This window comes from Brevundimonas sp. UBA5866 (genome assembly GCF_002432125.1).
Taxonomy (GTDB): domain Bacteria; phylum Pseudomonadota; class Alphaproteobacteria; order Caulobacterales; family Caulobacteraceae; genus Brevundimonas.
Map to the genome: position 1 here is coordinate 71,218 of NZ_DJFS01000074.1, position 18,799 is coordinate 90,016.

Below are 18,799 nucleotides of genomic sequence, written 5' to 3' on the forward strand. Positions count from 1 at the left end.
CCCGGGCCATTAGCGGCGGAAGACGCCGACAAGTTCGATGTGGGTGGACCAGATGAACTGGTCAATCGGTGTAACAGTCTCGAGGCGGAAGCCTGCATCCACCAGAACGCGGGCGTCACGGGCGAAGGTCTGCGGATTGCACGATACGCCGACAATGGTGTCGGCCTTGGTGCCCGGAAGTTGCTGCGTCTGTTCAAGAGCGCCCGCACGCGGCGGATCCAGAACAATGGCGTCACAGCCCTTGAGGTCATAGGGCGACAGCGGACGGCGGAACAGATCGCGCGCCTGTGCCTCGATCCCCTTCAATCCCTTGGCCGTAGCAAACGCCGCCTTCATGGCTGCGATCGAGGCAGCCGATGAGTCCGCCGCGGTCACCGTCGCGACCTCTGCCAAGGGGAAGGTAAAGGTACCCGCACCGCAGAACAGATCGGCCACGCGCTTGTGCCCTCGCACAGCCTCGACAACGCGCTCGACCATAGCGGCCTCGGCAGCGGGCGAAGCCTGAAGGAAGCCGCCTGCGGGTATTGGAACAGACGCACGGCCAAAGGTCACGCGCGGCTGCCGTGCCATGACCAGCGTGTCGCCATCAAGGCTCAGACGGGCGAGATCGCCTTCTGCTGCCGCGGCGATGGCTTTGGCGATCTGGTCCGCGGACGGGCCGCCCGAACGTTTCTCTACGCCGGTCACGTCCACATCAACGCCGGTATCGGTCAGTGTCGCATGAAGCGTCGGGGCCGATTTCGGATGCGTCAGGAAGGCATCGGCGATGCGACGCAGCGCAGGAAAGGCCGCGACCAAGGACGGATCGGAAATCGGGCACTCGTTGATTTCGACCAGTCGCCACGAACGGCGCGCCTTGAACCCCAGCAAAATCCTGCCATTCGAGCCACGGCGCGCATGCAGGGCAATACGGCGGCGCGATGCCGGCGGCGTGGCAACCGTAGGCTGGACATCGGTTTCCAACCCTTCGCGTTGCAGGGTGTGGACCACCACATCTCGCTTCCATTCCAGATAGGGTGCGTCGGCCCAGTGCTGGAGCGGAGCCACGCCGCACTCGGCATAGGCCTCGGAAAAGATCGGGCGGCGATCGGCGCTGGCCTGGACCAGTTCAAAGCTCTCGACGCGACCGTCTTTCACTTCGGCGCGCACGACTTCACCGGGCAAGGCACCGGGTACAAAAACGGCACCGTTCGGGGTATCGGCGATACCATCGCCGTGGTGGCCCATGCGGGCAATCGTCAGGGTCTGCGTCATCCCGCGCTTCTATCCGCAGATCGCGGCGAAAACAAAGATGAACGAAGATGAACGGCACGATCAATCTTTGTTCAGGTTCGTTCACCTAAGCCATAAGTCGACAACGGAAAGGGCCAGACAGAAGCGCCCTTCTCCGAGGGAGCTGTGAATTTCATGATCGCAAAGATCGCCAAACCCCCTGCTTTCGCCCTAGCCGGTATGGCTTGCGCTGTAATGGCCATGCCTCAAACCGCCTCGGCACAGGACTATGGCTACGGCTATGGTTATTCGCCCTCATCCCGTGATCAGGCCTATTACGACCCCTGCCTGCGCGAACAGCGCGAGCGTCAGGCTTCGTCCGGCCTGCTTGGCGCGGCTATCGGAGCCATTGCGGGCTCGCAGGTGGCGTCGCGCGGACGTCGTACCGAAGGCAGCCTTCTGGGTGGCGTGCTGGGCGCAGCCGTCGGAGCAGGCGTAGGACGCGGGACTGCGGCATGTACGCCCGCCCGCGAGACCATTCCGACCTATCCGGTCGCCTATGATACGGCACCGCCGCCGCAGCCGTCCTATGACCGTCGTTATGACGACCGTCGCTATGACGATGGATACGACTATTACCGCGACTATCCGCAAGGCTACGGCCAAGGCTATTCCAAGCCCGCCCCTGCGCGCGAGGAATGCGAACTGGCCGAAAGCGAAATCCGCCTTCCCGATGGCCGCATCGAAACCCGTTACGTTCGCACCTGCCGTGATGCGAATGGCCGCTATCGCATCGTCGACTAACTTTCAGCCCCCCTGTCAATCGACGATGCGAAGAGGCCCGCCGGAGCGATCTGGCGGGCCTCGATCTTTAAGGGCGTTTGATCGCCCAAAGCAGGAACTCGCGGTTGCCATCCCCGCCCTCGATGGGGCTGTCGGCCACGTCCTGAACGGCCCAGCCCTCGGATTCCAGCCAGTCGCGGACCTTGCTGACCGCCGCCTCGTGGGCCGCCACGTCCTTGACAATGCCCTTCTTGCCGATGGCCGAGGGACTGTCGGCTTCGAACTGGGGTTTCACCAAAGTCATCAGATGCGCGCCATCCGCCGCCAGCGACAGAGGGACGGGCAAAACCTTCAACAGGCTGATGAAGCTGGCGTCGCAAACGATCAGGGACGGCGGCTGCGTGATCTGATCCACGCCCAGCTCGCGGGCATCGGTCTTCTCAAGGTTCACCACGCGCGGATCGGCGGCGATGCGCGGGTGCATCTGCCCCTGCCCCACATCGACGGCAAACACCTTGGCCGCGCCTCGGTCCAGACAGACCTCCGTAAAGCCTCCGGTCGAGGCCCCGACGTCCATCGCCACTTTGCCCGCCACATCCAGCGGCCAAAGCTCGAACGCGCGTTCCAGCTTCAGCGCACCACGCCCGACCCAGCGGTGGGCGTCGGCATAGCCGATGTTGGCGTCCTCAAGGACTTTCAGCGAAGCGGCCTTCGCCACCTCACCGTCCACCGTGACATTGCCCGCCTCGATGGCCGCCTTGGCCTTGGACCGGCTTTCGGCCAGCCCAAGGTTCACAAGATGTTGGTCGAGCCGGATACGGCTCACGCCATGGCTTCCAGACGTGCCAGTGCGGCCTGCAGCTTGGCCTTGCCGGCTTCGGCATCGGCAAGCTTCTGGCGCTGGTCCTCGACCACTTCAGGCGCGGCGCGCGACACGAAGTTCGGGTTGCCGAGCTTCTTGTTGTAGTGCGCGATATCGCTGTCGAACGCGGCGATTTCCTTGTTCAGACGGGCCTTCTCCGCGCTCAGGTCGATGAAATCAGCCAGCGAAAGGGCCACGGTCGAACCGCCCGAGACACAGGTGACGGCACCGGCGGGCGCGGCATCGGCGGCATCCACCGACGACACACGGCCCAGCGTCAGGATCAGGTCGCGGTGACGCGACAGACGCTCAGCCGTTTCCGCATCCGGATTGACGAAGGCCAGCGGCGGCTTGGCCGACGGCGGCACGTTCATCTCGGCACGCAGACCACGCAGTTCGCCGATCAGATCGACCAGCCAGCCGATCTCGGCCTCTGCGGCGGCATCAACATAGCTGTCCGGCAGTTGCGGCCAGTTGGCACCGATCAGCAGGGTGTCGCGCGACGGACCAGACTTGCCCAGCTCGGCCCACAGCTCTTCGGTGATGTACGGCATGACCGGATGCAGCAGCTTCAGCGTCTCGTCCAGAACCCATGCGGTCATGGCGCGGGTCTCGGCCTTGGCCGCCTCGTCCGAGCCGTTGAACACCGGCTTGGCCAGTTCGAGGTACCAGTCGCAGAAGACGTTCCAGATGTAGCGGTACAGAGCACCGGCCGCATCGTCGAAACGGCCGCCTTCGATGGCTTCCGAAACGGCACGCTCGGCCTTGGTCAGTTCGCCACGGATCCAGCGGTTAATGGTCTGCTGGACATTGGCCGGGTTGAAACCTTCGACACGGGCACATTCGTTCATTTGGCTGAAGCGTGCGGCATTCCACAGCTTGGTGCCAAAATTACGATAGCCTTCAATGCGTTGCTTCGACAACTTGATGTCGCGCGTGCCCGACAGGATGGCCATGGTGAAGCGCAGCGGGTCGGCGCCCAGCTCGTCCACGATCTCCAGCGGATCGATGACGTTGCCCTTGGACTTCGACATCTTCTGGCCCTTCTCGTCGCGGACGAGGCCATTGATGATGACGCGCTTGAACGGGGCATCGCCCATGAAGTGCTTGCCCATCATCATCATGCGGGCGACCCAGAAGAAGATGATGTCGGCGGCGGTCACGAGGTCCGACGTCGGATAGAAACGGGCCAGATCGTCCGTCTTTTCCGGCCAGCCCATGGTCGAGAACGGCCACAGCGCCGACGAGAACCAGGTGTCCAGCACGTCTTCTTCGCGGGTCAGTTCGACACTTGTTAGCTTGGCATCTAGTTCGTTAGAGCCAGACTGGTTGGCAAGTGGCAGAATAGTCGCGAAGCTAACCTCAACACCTTCGCCGTAGTATTCTTTAGCCTCTGCCGCAGCTTCAGCCTCAGTTTCTGCAACGAAAATCTTCGTACCTAAAGATACAACACGTCCTGCAGCATCAACTTCCGGACCATACCAGGCCGGGATCTGGTGACCCCACCACAGTTGGCGCGAGACGCACCACGGCTCGATATTGTTCAGCCACTCGAAATAGACTTTTTCGTACGACTTCGGCTCGAAAACGGTCTCGCCGTCCTGAACAGCCTTCAGCGCCGGTTGGGCCAGCGTCTTGGCATCGACCCACCACTGGTCGGTCAGCCACGGCTCGATGACAGCCCCCGAACGGTCGCCGTGCGGGACCTGATGCTTGGTCTTTTCGATTTCCTTCAGCCAGCCGTCTTCCTCGGCCTTGGCGATGATCGCCTTACGCGCGACGAAACGGTCCATGCCGACATATTCGGCCGGAATTTCCGGAACCTCGTCGGAAGTGATGCGGGCCAGCGAGTCCATGATGTTCAGCGCCGGCAGACCCGCACGCTTGCCGACCTGGAAGTCGTTGAAGTCGTGGGCCGGGGTGATCTTCACCGCGCCTGAACCCTTTTCCGGATCGGCGTATTCGTCGGCCACGATCGGCACGCGACGGCCCGTGATCGGCAGGACGACTTCCTTGCCGACAAGACCAGCGTAACGCTCGTCCTTCGGGTGAACGGCCACGCCGGTGTCGCCCAGCATGGTTTCGGGGCGCGTGGTGGCGACCACGATGTAGTCGCGGGTCTCGAACTCGGTCGGCTTGCCCTCTTCGTCGAAGGCGACCGGATGTTGATAGGTCACGCCATCGGCCAGCGGATAGGCGAAGTGCCAATAGGCACCGTCGACTTCCTTCTGCTCGACCTCGAGGTCCGAAATGGCGGTCTGGAAATGCGGGTCCCAGTTCACCAGACGCTTGGCGCGGTAGATCAGGCCCTCTTTATAGAGCTGGACGAACACCTTGCGGACGGCCTCGTTCAGGCCCTCGTCCAGCGTAAAGCGTTCACGCGACCAGTCGCACGATGCGCCCAGACGGCGCAGCTGGCGGATGATGGTGCCACCCGACTCGGCTTTCCACTCCCACACCTTCTCGACGAAGGCGTCACGGCCCATCTCGCGGCGGCCCGGCTGGCCTTCGGCGGCCAGCTTGCGCTCGACGACCATCTGGGTGGCGATACCCGCGTGGTCGGTGCCCGGCAGCCACAGGACGGCCTTGCCCTTCATGCGGTTATAGCGGGCCAAAATGTCCTGAAGCGTATTATTCAGGGCGTGGCCGATGTGCAGGCTGCCCGTGACGTTCGGCGGCGGGATGACGATCGAATAGGCTTCGGCAGCGCCGTCAGTCTTGGGGGCAAACAGCCCGCTCTCTTCCCACTGTGCATACAGGCGGGGCTCGGCGGCCTTCGGATCGAACGTCTTCTCAAGCATGGTCATGTCTTTGTCTCTAGCGCGACGGACGCGCCGAGGGTGATAAATAACAACAGAAAAAGGCGGCCCCGCCGGAGCCGCCCCCTTCATTTAATGTCTGGCGAAGCCGAGGGCTAGCTCGCACTGCGAGCGATGCGCTCTACTTCCTTGCGAACTTCACGTTCGACGATAGCCGGCAGGTTCGTATCCAGCCAGTTCTTCAGCATCGGACGCAGCATGTCGCGAACCATGCCCTCAACGGTGTTGCCGCTATCGAAGGGCATATCCTGTGCGGTCGGTGCCGAGGAAGGGCGGCCGACAGCGGCCAGTCCGGCAAAGGCGCTTGCGGCCTCGGCAGCCGTGCTCTCGCTGACCAAGGCATCGTCCGTGACCGGGAAATCCTGAACAACCGGTTCCGGCTCCGGCTCATATACCGGCGCACTGACATCCAGATCACCGATAACCTCGGCAGCCGGTGCCTCATAAGGCTCGGTCAGTTCCAGAACCTCTTCTTCCGGCTCTGCGGCAAAGGTCACAGGTTCCGGCTCCGGTTCGACAACCGGTGCCTCTTCAACCGCCTCGCTCGTTTCAGCGGGCGCATCGTCTTCCGAGATAATCCGGCGAATAGACGCCAGAATCTCTTCCATCGTCGGTTCCTGAGCGGTCTGTTCGGTCATAACGAGCCTTGGGAAAATGGCGAGTGGCAGCGGTTGAGTGTTTTGCGATCAGAAACCACAAGTTTTAAAAAAACCGGAATCTTTGCGCAGAGAACAGCGAATAGGCCTTACGTCGCACCAACCCGAGACGGAATCAACGCCCGTTTTTCCCTTTATGGGTGATCAGCGGGTATAAAAAAGGGCGGGTTGCCCCGCCCTCTTCCGGCTTAGCTTCGTGGTGCTGTGCGAACCACTTCGCCCTTGAGTTCGCGGTCAATCGGCGCGTCCTCGTATCCTGTGGTGGGCGTAACGCGCGGCGAACCGATCGCATCGATGGCCTCGATCACGCCGTCCCACGGCAGAGCCCCACGATTACGTACCGCGTTGTAGTTGTCCTCGGCGTCGTAGACTTCCAGAGTCGGATCAAGCTGCGGGCCGGTCAGATTGCCCATTGCCGCCAAAAGCTGGGCCTGGGCAACGTAATAGTTGCGACGCGCCGACGCCAAGGTGACCTGCGCGCTGCGCAGTTCCAGTTCTTGGTTCAGGACGTCCAGCGTCGTGCGCAGACCGACCTGAGCTTCCTGACGCACCCCCTCGGCAGCCACGGAGGCAGCGCGAACGGCCTGCTCACCCGCCGCCAGCGACGAACGCGCCGATACGGCTTGAGCATAGGCGGAGCTGATCGATTGAAGCACGCTACGGCGCTGGCCTTCGATGTTGATCTGGGCCGCGTTCGCACGTTCCAGAGCCTGTGCCACACGCGACTGGTTCAGACCGCCGGTGAAGAGCGGCACCGAAATGCTGGCCCCTGCGGTAAAGTTCGTGTTGGACGACAGGTCCAGATTCGAAAACTCGTTCGAAGTACCGCCATACGAGGCCGTCAGCCGCGCCGAAGGACGGTATTCGGCACGGGCTGCCGCGACATTCGCCTCCGCCGCGGCCAGATCATACTGGGCGGCAAGAATGCCCGGGTTGTTGGCAAGTCCCACATCGAGCGCAGCGTCGAAATCGGCCGGCACGTTCGGCAGAGGCGGAAGCTCTTCCAGGCTGGTCGGTGCCTGACCCACAACCGTGGAATAGGCTGCACGCGAAACGGACAGCTGGGCCTGAGCTTGTGCCAGATCGGATTCGGACTGGGCCAGACGGGCTTCGGACTGGGCCACGTCGGTACGGGTAATTTCACCCACTTCGAAACGCGCGTTCGATTCATCAAGCTGACGGCGCAGTACCGTCAGGTTTTCCTGACGAACCCGCAGGATTTCCATATCCCGCAGAACATCCGCATAGGCCTGAATGACCGAAAGCATGACATTCTGTTCGACGCTGCGCAGGTTTTCGCGGCCGGAAAAAATGTTGGCATCGGCAGCGGCAATGGCATTGCTGGTGCGACCACCCGACCAGATCGTCTGGCCCAACTGTACCGTCGCCGACAGGGAATCGGTTTCGCGGGTGCCGCCAGTGACCGAGGTGCTCGGCGGGATGGTGCCGGTGGCATCGGGGATGCCGTCACCATTCAGATCGATCGGCAGGACAGCGCCCGGAACGGTCGTGGTCACACGCTCGCTTGTGGAGCGCTGATAGGAAGGACCGCCCGATACCGAAAGCGTCGGACGCAGGCCCGCGCGGGCCTGTACGGTCGTCTCGTCCAGCGCGCGCTGGTTTGCGCGCTGGGCCAGCAGGGTCGGATTGGTCCGATACGCAAGGTTCACGGCGTCGCGCAGTGATTCCGCCATTGCCGGACCCGAAAGTCCGCCGATGATCAAAGATATGACTGCTGCCGAAGCCAAAACGCGCGAGCGATCCAACATAAACCTGTTCCTGACTGCCCTCGTTCGAGGGTCCAACATCGTTCTTCTACCGGCGTAGATGATCGTAACCTTTCAGCTACGCCAGTTAAGTTTTTTTCACGCTAGCTAAGCTTGGCTCCGTCGCAGCGAGCCAACCTTTTATTTCAGAGCGCGAACGCAGGCTGCGGGGCCAGTTCGGCCAGCACATCCGGAGCGGCATCGAACAGCTCGCGGCGCGACACGCCTTCCTTGCCCTTCACATAGACAACAGCCTTGCCCGCAGGGCCTGAACGCTCGACGACGACCAGGCGGCCACCTTGAGCCAAAGCTTCGATCCAGGCCTCCTGACGCGCCGGCACTGCGGCTTCGGACACGATCAGGTCATAGCCCTCGCCTTGCGGCTGGTTCAGCGGCGCAACCACCGTCTGGACGCCGTAATCAGCCAGCGCTTCGCCGGTGACGGCGAAAACATCGGCATTCGAATCCTGCACCGTCACTTCAAGACCGATACGGGCAAGAACCGCAGCGGCATACGGGCCGACGATGACCAGAGCCTTTTCACCGGCCTTGGGTTCGGCACCTTCCAGCAGCTTGCCCATATCGCGCGGCAGCATCAGGCGACGGCCGGCGGTGATTTCCGGCATGACATCGGCATAGGCCGAAAAAGCACGGTCAGGCGCACAGAAACGCTCACGCTCAACACTACCCATTGCAGCGTGCAGTTCGCGATTCGTGACGTCATTTACGCGGACCTGGCTGTCCACCATGACCTTACGAGCGGCGGCGAAATCCATGTTTCAGTGTCCTTGGAGGCGACTAAGGCAAAAAATCTGCCGCGCTTATAAGACTCTACGTTGCGAACCGCAAACTATTGAGGTAGTCACGCCTTCCTCGCAGCAGCGCAGTGCCCCTCGGGGCGACGGCCTGATGGCGGAGTGGTGACGCAGAGGACTGCAAATCCTTGCACCCGGGTTCGATTCCCGGTCAGGCCTCCACTGCTGCAGAGCAAAAGGAGCCGCCCTTCGGGGCGGCTTTCTTTTTATCCGTATGTGTTCGACGCACGACAACGGATCCTCCCTCTCCCATCCGATCACGGTCTAGGTACGATTCGCTTTTCGCGGTGGATCAGCGGCAACGGATTCGCCTTTATGGCGACGCTTAATTCTTGACAATGACGTCAAAATCTGGCATACCGAAGCTATCGAACTGACAGCGGTTTCCGCCGTTCGACACCCCGAAAAATCTAAATCAAAGACTTTGCACCACGGCTTTATGCCGTGCCTTGCACCTTGGCCGTCGCAAACAGGATTTGCGTCGCCAAACCGTTGTGCGATCCGAACGTCGTGAGACTGTGCGGCATCCCTTTTGTTGGATCCGGTGTGCGCTGACGCATGCCGATCAAGGGCAGCCACTTGATGGGTGGCTGCCCTGCTTCTTCGTCTAAAAACGCAGCGTCGGATGACGCCGCCCCTCCCCAGGATGGAACCTATATGTCCGATACATTCGAATCCCAGCCCGCCATCATGCCGCTTGGCCACTCGCCGTCGGCAGGGCGCGATGTACCTTTCAACAATCTGGTGGCGTTTCTGGGTGACAGCATCACGGCATCGGGTATCAACAACGATGCCAGCAATATCCGCGACACCGCCCGGGGCCTCAATTTTTGGGTTCCGGCTTTGACCCGCCAGGCCTTCCAGACCCATCAAGGCCTCAACTTCGGTGTGTCCGGTGACACAACCGCAGGCGCATTGGCCCGCATTCAGGACGTTATCGACAGCGGAGCCGGAACGTGCGTCGTGCTCATCGGCACAAATGATGTCGGGACCAGCCTGTCTAGCGTTAAGGCCAATCTTAGCGGCATCTATCAGGCGTTGACCGATGCGGGCATTCTGACCATCGCCATGCCTGTGCTGCCACGCAACGCGGTGTCCACAAGTGATTATGGCTGGTTGAACTCTATCAACCAATGGATCCGCAAGCAGGAAGCCCACTTCCCCTGCCTTCGCGTTATCGATGCGACGCAGTATTTCGGCGACCTGAATTCCCTCACCTATTCGCCCAAACCGGGCTTTACCTATGACGGTCTGCACCCGATGGCGATTGGCGCACGCTATGCGGCACAGCCGATCGCAGACTACCTGCTGACACTACGCCGTCCGCAATCCCGCCAGCTGCAAAGCATCACCGACCATTATTGGCCCACGACAAACGAAGGCGGCTATCTCAACCAGAACCCCGCCATGTCTGGCACAGGGGGTACGGTAGGCGCGGGCATAAGCGGCGTCTTAGCGGACGGTTGGGCCATCAGCCGCTCGGAAGGCGGCGGGGACATGTCGGCCCTGAATGTGACTGCCAGCAAGATCATCCACCCCGGCACCGGATCGGTCGCACAGCGCATCAGCTATTCCGGAAACGTCACGGGCGGCTGGCAAACTGTCATCACGCTCTATGATTTCGGCCTGACCTATCAAGAGCATCTTCGCGCGGGCGACACGATCGAGTTCATTGTGGAACTGGACATTCCCGGTGCCCTACCCGCTGTGTCCGGCGTTGTGCCCTTCATACAGATTCAGCAGGCAGGCAATTGGAAGTCATCCTATGCCGGCTCCACCTCTACATCGGACGACTGGACCAATGACGGCTTCCGGGGCGTGCTGAAAACGCCGCCGCTTACCCTCACCCACGCTCTTGCTGCGGGCGAGAATGCGCGCTGCGACATCTGGATCTATTTCAAGAACGTCGCCCATACCGGCGTTTCCGGCACGATCGACGTGTTGAGTGCCGCTGTTCGCAAGGTCGTCTGATCGAGGCAGGGCCTGTCACCCCGGTACACTGTGCCGGGGTGTTCTTTATCGAACGCCTGTTGTGATGTGGTGCAGGGCAATACCGCTGGTCACGGCCACATTCAGGGAATCGAATCCGCCCGCCATACGGATACCGACCGGCGTGCATTGCTCAATCACGTCTTTCGGTAACCCCGGCCCCTCGCTGCCCAGCAACAGGGCCACCCGGCGACCCGGCCTATAGTCCGCCAACTGGGTCACAGCCGAAGGCGTCAACGCCAGAACCTCAAAGCCTTTTTCCTGCAAGCCCAGCACGATTTCCGAGGCTGTTGCGGCCCTTGCCATCGGTGTGCGCAAGACTGCCCCGACCGAGACGCGGATCGCCTTGCGGTAAAAAGGATCACAGCACCCCGAATCCATCAGCACGGCATCTGCGCCAAACGCCGCGGCATTACGGAATATACCGCCGATGTTGTCGTGATTGCCGATACCGCTGGCGACCACCAGCGTCGCGCGTGCACCATCCTGCACCAAGCCCTCGACAACCTCTGCGACAGGTCGCAAGTCGGGCTTTTGGCCAATCGCCAATATGCCCCGATGCAGGTGAAAGCCTGCGATCTGGTCCAGAATCTCCTGCTCAGCCGTGTAGACAGGAACGCCCGGCGGCACATTCGCCAAAAGCGGCAGAAGACCCTCCAACCGCTTTTGCGCGATCAGCACCGCCACCGGACGGCATAGGCTGGAGGGGGACAGCAGGACATTCAGCACCACCTCACCCTCTGCAATGAACAGACCCTCGCGCCCTGTCAGGTCGCGCTCTTTCACATCGCGGAAAGGCAGAACGGCGGGATGGTTGGCGTCTGTAATATGGGTCGGCGTCATGACCACAGACTTAGCGCATCATTCCGACGAAGCATCGAATGAAAATTCCGGACCATTTCTGCATTTTAGCAGTTGCAAAACCCGAAACCCCGCTGCTATACGCGCCTCTCCCTCGGGGCAATGTTCCGCGGTAGCTCAGTGGTAGAGCAGCCGACTGTTAATCGGCTGGTCGTAGGTTCGAATCCTACCCGCGGAGCCAGCCCCGAGGTATTTTACGAAATGCGCCCTCTGTGGCGCATTTTTCGTATCTGCCACCCTGTTTTCGCCAGCGACCAAAGATTTTTCTCTTTTAGATCAAGTCTTAGCTTGCGAGAATCAAAACAGGGCTGCTATACGCACCTCACCGAGAGGCAACGGTCCGCGGTAGCTCAGTGGTAGAGCAGCCGACTGTTAATCGGCTGGTCGTAGGTTCGAATCCTACCCGCGGAGCCACTCCTCTTGGAAATGCAAAAAGCCCCGCCTCGGCGGGGCTTTTTTCATATCTGGATTACCGCCCTAGCGCTCGCAGGCAATACCGTCGTTGTCGCGGTCGAGGTGGGCACCATAACCCGGCTCACCACGGCGGATCGGCGCGGCCCCAGCGGCCCGCGCTTCGGAACAGTTGGCATAATAGCGCGTGCGCGTGCCCACGCCCGCTCCACTGCCCACGAATCCCCTCGCCGCTGGCGGCGGCGTACTGGACGACCGTGACGGCCCGCGGTGACAGTGATACCCGCCATTGCGGCGGTCGTTATGGCATCCCTCGGCATTCAACCCGCCCGGATGCGCCATGACCGGCGTTGCCAGCCCCATAATCGACAGTGCGATAAGTGCGCGCTTCATTTCGATACCTCCCGACGCGCCATTCCTAATGAAATGCGGCAAACGAGTCGTTAGACAACAGGGTGAACGACACAGAAGGAGCGCCCCATGGCTGGCAAAACCCACATCGGAATCGGCGGTTGGACGTTCGAACCGTGGCGCGGCACCTTCTATCCCGATGGCTTGGTTCAACGGCGTGAACTGGAATATGCCGCATCCAAGCTGACCAGCATTGAGATCAACGGCACCTATTATTCCACCTTCAAGCCCGACAGCTGGGCCAAGTGGCGCGACGAGACGCCAAAGGATTTCGTGTTTGCCGTAAAGGCCAGCCGCTACTGCACCAACCGCAAGGCCCTGTCCGAAGGCGGTGAAAGCTTCGAGAAGTTCCTGTCACAGGGCCTGACCCTGCTGGGCGACAAACTCGGCCCCATCAACTGGCAGTTCATGGGCACGAAAAAGTTCGATCCCGTCGATTTCGAGGGCTTCCTCAAACTGCTGCCCAAGGAAAAGGACGGCGTACGCCTTCGCCACGCGCTCGAAGTCCGCAACCCGACCTTTGCCTGCGAGGAATTCTACGACCTCGCCCGAAAATACAACGCCGCCATCGTCTATGCCGTCGATGACGAAGAACCGACCTGGCCGGAAATCGACGAACGCACTGCCGACTTCACCTATGCCCGCCTGATGTCCAGCCGCGCCGACGAGCCCACTGGCCTGACCGGCGAAGAGTTGGACACCATCGCCGCCCGCACCCGCGACTGGACCAAGGGCGGCGACGTGTTCGCCTATTTCATCTCCGGCGCGAAGGTCCGCAATCCGGCAGCAGCAATGGCGCTGATCGACAAGTTGAAATAGCATCGTTCGGCCAATCGGTTTCCGCATAGGAGTGCGCCAATGAAACCAGTAACAGTTCGGCTTTGCGGCTATGCGGGTTTACTGGGGGCATTGGCGATGTTCGCCGGTGACATGCTGTTTTACGGACAATGGGCCAGTGGAGCGGACGCACTCAGCCACTTATGGGCGCGGGTCCAGCAGTCGGAACCCTCACACCTCGTTCTGGGCGGGCTGACATCCATCCTCGGAGGATTGGGGTACACGTTGGGGGTCGGCCATGTTTATGGGCGCATCACAACGGACAGGCCGTGGCTCAGACTTGCCATAGTCGGTGGGTTCTTCGTCATAGCCATCATAGCGACCGCAACCCACGCCGTTTGGGGCAGTTTCGCACTGGCCATCCATAGCGGTGCCGCCAATGCCATACAGATTGGAGGCTATCTGGCGCTATATTTCCAGATCGGCGGCATCATTGGAGTGGCGATTTCGATACTGCTAGCCATAGCTGTGCTGACGCGCCAGACCCAATGGCCACTGTGGTTTGCCGTCATTAATCCAGGCGCGATCTATCTGCTGCTTTCGACCGCAGCATATCTGCCCGCACCGATTGGTGCCCCTTTGGTCGGCGGGGCGTTCAATATCGCCTTCCTCATCTTCTATGCAGGCAGCCTGTTTTTGCCCGACCGGGTCAATGCGGTCACCCGACCCGAAAGCGAAACGCGCGGATAGAAGCCCGCAGCCGTCAATCTCCAGAATGACCGCTGCGGCTTCGTAAAATCACTGTGCCGCGCGGCCCAGATCCAAGCCCATCTGCCAGAAATTGGCTTCCAGCTTGGAGGCCATGCCGAAAATTCTGGCCAGTTCGTCAAATCGTTCCTGGGTCACGCCCTTGGCCATGCGGTCCAGTTCGGCACGGGCCGAAACGGCGAAATCCTGATAGCCCTGACCGGAGTATTCGCCGATCCAGTCCTTGTAGGGGTGGTTGTCGAGCGCACTGGGGTCTGCGGGGGCCAGCGCCTTGCCGATCTCGGCATAGCCGATGACGCACGGGGCCAGCGCGACCTTGAGGTCCAGCAGATCGCCCTGAAGGCCGCAGTCCATCACATAGCGGGTATAGGCCACGTTGGAGACATGCTCCTCCGTCGCCTCGACATCCGCCGCCGACAGACCCCAGCGCTCGCACAGGCGCAGGTGCAGTTGCATCTCGTTCAGGATCGCCGCCATGCTCTCCTGCGCCGAGGTGATCTCGGCCAGAGTGCGGCTCTTGTACGCCGCCAGCGCATAGGCGCGGCTGAACTGGATCAGGAACAGATAGTCCTGCACCAGATAGGCCTTGAACGCCTCGATCGACAGGGTGCCGTCACCCATGCCGCGCACGAACTCGTGGTCCACATAGGACTGCCATTCATCGTGGGCAGCCAGCTTCAAACGATCAAAGAAATCCACGATCAGTTCTCATAGGCAGAGTTGAAAAAGGCCAGCTCAAGCTCGACGGCACGCTGGAAGAAATCACGCGCCACCGCTTCATCCTGCGGACCGACGCGATCCAGCTCCGTTTCCAGGAAGCTGACGAAATCGGCGAAGAAGTCGTTGTCGTGCAGCGTGATCCATTCGGCATGGATGAAGTTTTCGGGCAGCGGGCGGTCACCCAGACGCAGCGCCCAATCCAGATAAAGTCCCTCGGCCACATTCAGCACGGCCATGATGGCCGCATAGGATCGCGTCGCAGCTGCTTCCTTCATCAAGGCCTTGAAACCTGCCGTCGGTGCCGCATCGGGAATGTCATGCCGTTCCCCGCCAATCCCGAGCGCATCGAAAGAGCGCAGGAAATAGTCGTTCTCGTCGCTGCACACCATGCCGAGGAAACGGCCCAGGCGCAGACGGCTTTCAAAAACGTCCGCCGAGGCAACCGCCCCGCCCACCAACGTCACAAAGGCGTCGATAAAGCGGTGATCCTGAACCAGATATCGGCCCATGACGGCATCAGAAACCGTTCCGGCCAGCAGTTCATCAACGAAGCGGTGCTCAATACTGGCGCGCCAAGGCTCTGCGAACTCGGCCTTCAATCGCGCTACAAAACCCGACATGCATATCTCCCTGCCCCGTCGCCTCAACTCCTAGGGTCGATTCATCGACGGGCGTTATCGGGTCGCATTTTGGGCATCGGGGGTAAAGCCTGTCGGGGCCCCTGAAACCGAATGTCAGATCGGCACGCGAGCCGACCATCCATCAAAGCCGACCTCGACATTGGCCGGCAGGCGGGCGGACAGCTCTTCATAATCCAGATCGATGTGCAGATTGGTCAGCACAGCGCGCTTCACGCCGGACTGCGCAATCCAATCCAGCGCCTTGTCCACATGGGCATGGGTCGGGTGCGGATGGTAACGCAGCGCATCGACGATCCACAGATCGGCCCCGCGAACAGCCTCCAGCGCCGCCTCGTCAACATCGGACACGTCCGGCGAATAGACGATGCCACCCATGCGATAGCCGACCGAGCGGATATTGCCGTGGGCCTGATCGAAGGTGACGATCGGCACTGCGCCCCCCGCCCCGTCTACCTGCCAGTGTGTGCCGTGGTGCGGGATCAGATTGGCTTCGGCTATGGCCGGATAGCCATTCTGGTACTCGAACACATAGCCAAAGCGCTGCATCAGCGAGTTATAGGTCGCTTCATCCAGCCAGACCGGAATGCGACGCCCGCCCTGAATGAAAAAGACGCGGATGTCGTCGATGCCGTGGGTCTGGTCGGCGTGGTCGTGGGTGTAAAGCACCGCATCCAGATGCTTCACCCCCGCCATCACCATCTGCTGACGGAACTCAGGCGATGTATCGATAACCACATTGGTTACGCCATTCGGACCATGACGGCGCACAAGTGCCGAGCAGCGGGTGCGGCGGTTCTTCGGATTGGCCGGATCGCACGCGCCCCAGTTGCCGTCACCGCGCGGCACGCCACCGGACGACCCCGAACCCAGGATCATGACTTCCAGTTCGGCGGCGTAGGTCATTACGGCCTCGGAATAGCGTGGAAAAGGTTGAAGAAGGCGTCGGTGGTCAGACGGTCGGCCTCTTCCTCGGACCAACCGCGCACTTCCGCCAGTTTAGCCAGAACGTGGCTGATGAAGGCCGGTTCATTGCGACGCCCACGATAGGGGATCGGCGCCAGATACGGGCAATCGGTTTCAACGATGATCCGCTCGTTCGGCATGGTGCGGATCACCTCGCGCACATCCTCGGCGGCCTTGAAGGTGGCGATACCGGAAACCGAGAACCACGCCCCCAGTTCACGAGCAATATCAGCCAATTCCTGCCCACTTGTGTAGCAGTGCATGAGGAATTTGAACGGCCCCACGGCCATTTCTTCCCTCAGCATCCGGGCACAGACCTCATCGGCCTCGCGGGTATGGACCACCAGCGGAAGACCCGTCTCGCGCGCGGCAATGATGTGCTGGCGGAAAACCTCGGCCTGAATGTCACGCGGGCTGAAGTCATAGTGGAAGTCGAGTCCGCATTCGCCGATGGCCACGACCCGGTCGCGCTGCGCCAGTTCGATCAGGGTGTCGGCCTTCAGGTCCGCATAATCCTTGGCCTCGTGCGGGTGGACGCCCACCGTGCACCAGATGTCCGGATTATTCACGGCGATGGCGTGGGTCGCCTCGAAGGTCGACAGCTTGTCCGAGATTTCGACCATCATCTGCACGCCGGCCTCGCGGGCACGGGCGATGACCTCGTCACGGTCCTCGTCGAACTGGGGGGCGTGGAGATTGACGTGGCTGTCGATCAGCATGTTCAGGCAGACGCTTTCGTACGCGCAATGTCGGCCAGCGCACCGGCCAGCACATCGCTCTTATCCATATTCAAACCGGCGGCACGCTCTGGCAGTTCCGACAGGCGCATCCAAAGTTCGGCCCAGCGCGCACCCTCGCGGCCACCGGCCTCTGCAGCGCGGCGCTTTACCGCGGCGATCAGACGATCCATCAGGGCTTCAAAACGGGCCGCGCCCTCGGCGCCACGGAAGCTGTCGGACACGGCCAGTTGTTCGGCGCGGTCAACGGCGGGGCCGTCCACCCATGCGCGAGCGATCTGGTCCATTTCAAACAGCGGACCGCTGGCGAGGCTCAGCGCCGCGCCGGGCGATCCGCCCGCCATTGAGGCTGCCATTTCGGCATCTTCCCACGACACGCCGCTCTTGTTTTGGACAAACTCGGCCAGCTTGGCTTCCGGCCAGACAGGGAAGCTCAAACGGCGGCAGCGCGAGCGGATCGTCGGCAGCAGACGCCCCGGCGCGTGGGTCACAAGAAACAGCACACCGCTTTCAGGTGGTTCCTCAAGAATTTTCAGCAAGGCATTGGCAGCATTGACGTTCAGGTCATCCGCCGCATCAATGATGGCGACGCGGTGCTTGGCTTGTGACGGGCTCTTGGAGAAGAACTCGGGCAGTTGCCGCGCCTGCTCGACCGAGATCGCCTTCTTGGTCTTGCCGCCTTCTACAATCCGTTCCAGCACCAACAGATCAGGATGCGCCTGTGCCGACACCAGTCGGCTGACAGGGTCATGGGCCGACGCGCCCAGCGGGCCTTTCGACGGATCGGGTGCCGCGCCCAACAGTCGACGCGCCGCACGATAGGCAAAGGTCGCCTTGCCCGTTCCCTCGACCCCGCACAGCAGCCATGCGTGATGCAGCCGCCCGCGGGACAGAGCATCGATAAAGGCTTCCTCGGCCTTCAGGTCAGGGATCAGTTCGTAACGGTCGCGCGGATGCTCGCTCAAAGCAGCCGCTCCTCCACCACGGCCCACAGCCGCTCGGCAACCTCTTCGACCTCGCCGGTGGCATCCAGCACCACGCAGCGCTCGGGGTGACGCACCGCCACCTCGAGGAAGCCCTCGCGCAACTTTTGGTGGAACTCCAGCCCCTTGGTCTCGAAACGGGTTTCAAACAGGCCACGGCCAAAGGCGCGCTCAAGCCCGACTTCCACCGGAATATCGAACACCACGGTCAGGTTCGGCTGGTTGTCGCCGACGACGTGTTTGTCCAGCGCCTCGATCAGGCTTTCGGGCGCACCACCGCCCGCGCCCTGATAGGCACGGCTCGAATCGGCAAAACGGTCGCAGACCACCCATTTGCCCTCTTCGAGCGCGGGCAGGATCTTGCGTTCCAGATGGTCCGAACGCGAGGCGTACATCAGCAGGGTTTCGGTTCGCGCCGACCACCGCTCCGCATCGCCGGATACCGCAATGGCGCGGATTTCCTCGGCTCCGGGCGATCCGCCCGGCTCCCGCGTCTGGACGACGTCGATACCATGCTCACGCAGGCGCTCGGCCAGCAGGCGCGCCTGCGTGGTCTTACCGGCACCTTCGCCGCCCTCGAATGTAATGAATCTGCCTCGCACCGGCGCACAATGGCGGCGCCCGT

The 18,799-nt window shown here is 61.6% G+C and carries 18 protein-coding genes and 3 tRNA genes; 7 read left to right on the plus strand and 14 right to left on the minus strand.

What is annotated here, in order from left to right; translation table 11 throughout:
* Positions 1 to 9: 9 nt before the first annotated feature.
* Positions 10 to 1,254: a class I SAM-dependent RNA methyltransferase gene (locus B3H86_RS09265; RefSeq protein WP_292053195.1), complete on the minus strand. Its 1,245-nt coding sequence runs from the start codon at positions 1,252 to 1,254 to the stop codon at positions 10 to 12.
* A 153-nt stretch (positions 1,255 to 1,407) separates the two neighbouring features.
* Between B3H86_RS09265 and B3H86_RS09270 the strand changes: the two genes are divergently transcribed.
* Positions 1,408 to 2,016, plus strand: a complete 609-nt coding sequence (locus B3H86_RS09270; RefSeq protein WP_292053197.1) for a hypothetical protein — start codon at positions 1,408 to 1,410, stop codon at positions 2,014 to 2,016.
* A 67-nt stretch (positions 2,017 to 2,083) separates the two neighbouring features.
* Here the strand turns inward: B3H86_RS09270 and B3H86_RS09275 are convergent, their stop codons facing one another.
* The 5 genes from B3H86_RS09275 to B3H86_RS09295 all read right to left on the minus strand — a co-directional run bounded on the left by B3H86_RS09275 (position 2,084) and on the right by B3H86_RS09295 (position 8,874).
* Complete coding sequence (locus tag B3H86_RS09275) at positions 2,084 to 2,821, minus strand: TlyA family RNA methyltransferase (RefSeq protein WP_292053199.1); 738 nt, start codon at positions 2,819 to 2,821, stop codon at positions 2,084 to 2,086.
* Positions 2,818 to 5,658: a valine--tRNA ligase gene (locus B3H86_RS09280; protein WP_292053201.1), complete on the minus strand. Its 2,841-nt coding sequence runs from the start codon at positions 5,656 to 5,658 to the stop codon at positions 2,818 to 2,820. The genes B3H86_RS09275 and B3H86_RS09280 overlap by 4 nt, the downstream gene beginning before the upstream one ends.
* A gap of 113 nt (positions 5,659 to 5,771) precedes the next feature.
* Positions 5,772 to 6,314 carry a DUF2497 domain-containing protein gene (locus B3H86_RS09285; RefSeq protein ID WP_292053204.1) on the minus strand — a complete coding sequence of 181 codons (543 nt, stop codon included), beginning with the start codon at positions 6,312 to 6,314 and terminating at the stop codon, positions 5,772 to 5,774.
* A 206-nt stretch (positions 6,315 to 6,520) separates the two neighbouring features.
* Positions 6,521 to 8,026 (minus strand): TolC family outer membrane protein, encoded by a 1,506-nt coding sequence (locus B3H86_RS09290; protein WP_292053206.1) that lies wholly within the window; start codon positions 8,024 to 8,026, stop codon positions 6,521 to 6,523.
* Positions 8,027 to 8,244: 218 nt separating this feature from the next.
* The gene (locus tag B3H86_RS09295; RefSeq protein ID WP_292053207.1) at positions 8,245 to 8,874 is read right to left on the minus strand and encodes a protein-L-isoaspartate O-methyltransferase family protein; all 630 of its coding nucleotides are present in this window, start codon (positions 8,872 to 8,874) and stop codon (positions 8,245 to 8,247) included.
* Positions 8,875 to 9,001: 127 nt separating this feature from the next.
* On the opposite strand from B3H86_RS09295, the gene B3H86_RS09300 reads away from it, so the two are divergent.
* Together B3H86_RS09300 and B3H86_RS09305 are read left to right on the plus strand one after the other, a co-directional pair.
* Positions 9,002 to 9,075: transfer RNA gene (locus B3H86_RS09300), tRNA-Cys, on the plus strand.
* A 495-nt stretch (positions 9,076 to 9,570) separates the two neighbouring features.
* Positions 9,571 to 10,884, plus strand: a complete 1,314-nt coding sequence (locus B3H86_RS09305) for an SGNH/GDSL hydrolase family protein (protein WP_292053208.1) — start codon at positions 9,571 to 9,573, stop codon at positions 10,882 to 10,884.
* 45 nt (positions 10,885 to 10,929) lie between these two features.
* On the opposite strand, the gene B3H86_RS09310 is transcribed toward B3H86_RS09305, so the two are convergent.
* On the minus strand, positions 10,930 to 11,745 hold the full coding sequence (locus B3H86_RS09310; RefSeq protein ID WP_292053209.1) for a TrmH family RNA methyltransferase: 816 nt from the start codon (positions 11,743 to 11,745) through the stop codon (positions 10,930 to 10,932).
* 124 nt (positions 11,746 to 11,869) lie between these two features.
* On the opposite strand from B3H86_RS09310, the gene B3H86_RS09315 reads away from it, so the two are divergent.
* Both B3H86_RS09315 and B3H86_RS09320 read left to right on the plus strand, forming a co-directional pair.
* A tRNA-Asn gene (locus B3H86_RS09315) sits at positions 11,870 to 11,944 on the plus strand.
* Positions 11,945 to 12,102: 158 nt separating this feature from the next.
* Positions 12,103 to 12,177: transfer RNA gene (locus B3H86_RS09320), tRNA-Asn, on the plus strand.
* 63 nt (positions 12,178 to 12,240) lie between these two features.
* On the opposite strand, the gene B3H86_RS09325 is transcribed toward B3H86_RS09320, so the two are convergent.
* The gene (locus B3H86_RS09325; RefSeq protein ID WP_292053210.1) at positions 12,241 to 12,567 is read right to left on the minus strand and encodes an excalibur calcium-binding domain-containing protein; all 327 of its coding nucleotides are present in this window, start codon (positions 12,565 to 12,567) and stop codon (positions 12,241 to 12,243) included.
* An 87-nt stretch (positions 12,568 to 12,654) separates the two neighbouring features.
* Here B3H86_RS09325 and B3H86_RS09330 point away from each other — a divergent pair, with 87 nt between their 5' ends.
* The gene (locus B3H86_RS09330; RefSeq protein WP_292053211.1) at positions 12,655 to 13,404 is read left to right on the plus strand and encodes a DUF72 domain-containing protein; all 750 of its coding nucleotides are present in this window, start codon (positions 12,655 to 12,657) and stop codon (positions 13,402 to 13,404) included.
* 39 nt (positions 13,405 to 13,443) lie between these two features.
* Positions 13,444 to 14,112, plus strand: coding sequence for a DUF6796 family protein (locus tag B3H86_RS09335; RefSeq protein ID WP_292053212.1), 669 nt, complete (start codon positions 13,444 to 13,446; stop codon positions 14,110 to 14,112).
* A gap of 48 nt (positions 14,113 to 14,160) precedes the next feature.
* On the opposite strand, the gene tenA is transcribed toward B3H86_RS09335, so the two are convergent.
* From tenA to tmk, 6 genes are all read right to left on the minus strand, one after another.
* Positions 14,161 to 14,829, minus strand: a complete 669-nt coding sequence (gene tenA, locus B3H86_RS09340; protein WP_292053217.1) for a thiaminase II — start codon at positions 14,827 to 14,829, stop codon at positions 14,161 to 14,163.
* A gap of 2 nt (positions 14,830 to 14,831) precedes the next feature.
* Positions 14,832 to 15,470, minus strand: coding sequence for a TenA family protein (locus B3H86_RS09345; protein ID WP_292053218.1), 639 nt, complete (start codon positions 15,468 to 15,470; stop codon positions 14,832 to 14,834).
* A 114-nt stretch (positions 15,471 to 15,584) separates the two neighbouring features.
* Positions 15,585 to 16,394: an MBL fold metallo-hydrolase gene (locus B3H86_RS09350; protein ID WP_292053219.1), complete on the minus strand. Its 810-nt coding sequence runs from the start codon at positions 16,392 to 16,394 to the stop codon at positions 15,585 to 15,587.
* Positions 16,394 to 17,173 (minus strand): TatD family hydrolase, encoded by a 780-nt coding sequence (locus tag B3H86_RS09355; RefSeq protein WP_292053220.1) that lies wholly within the window; start codon positions 17,171 to 17,173, stop codon positions 16,394 to 16,396. The genes B3H86_RS09350 and B3H86_RS09355 overlap by 1 nt, the downstream gene beginning before the upstream one ends.
* 2 nt (positions 17,174 to 17,175) lie before the next feature.
* Positions 17,176 to 18,156: a DNA polymerase III subunit delta' gene (locus tag B3H86_RS09360; protein ID WP_292053221.1), complete on the minus strand. Its 981-nt coding sequence runs from the start codon at positions 18,154 to 18,156 to the stop codon at positions 17,176 to 17,178.
* Complete coding sequence (tmk, locus tag B3H86_RS09365; protein ID WP_292053222.1) at positions 18,153 to 18,776, minus strand: dTMP kinase; 624 nt, start codon at positions 18,774 to 18,776, stop codon at positions 18,153 to 18,155. The genes B3H86_RS09360 and tmk overlap by 4 nt, the downstream gene beginning before the upstream one ends.
* Between the last annotated feature and the right edge of the window lie 23 nt (positions 18,777 to 18,799).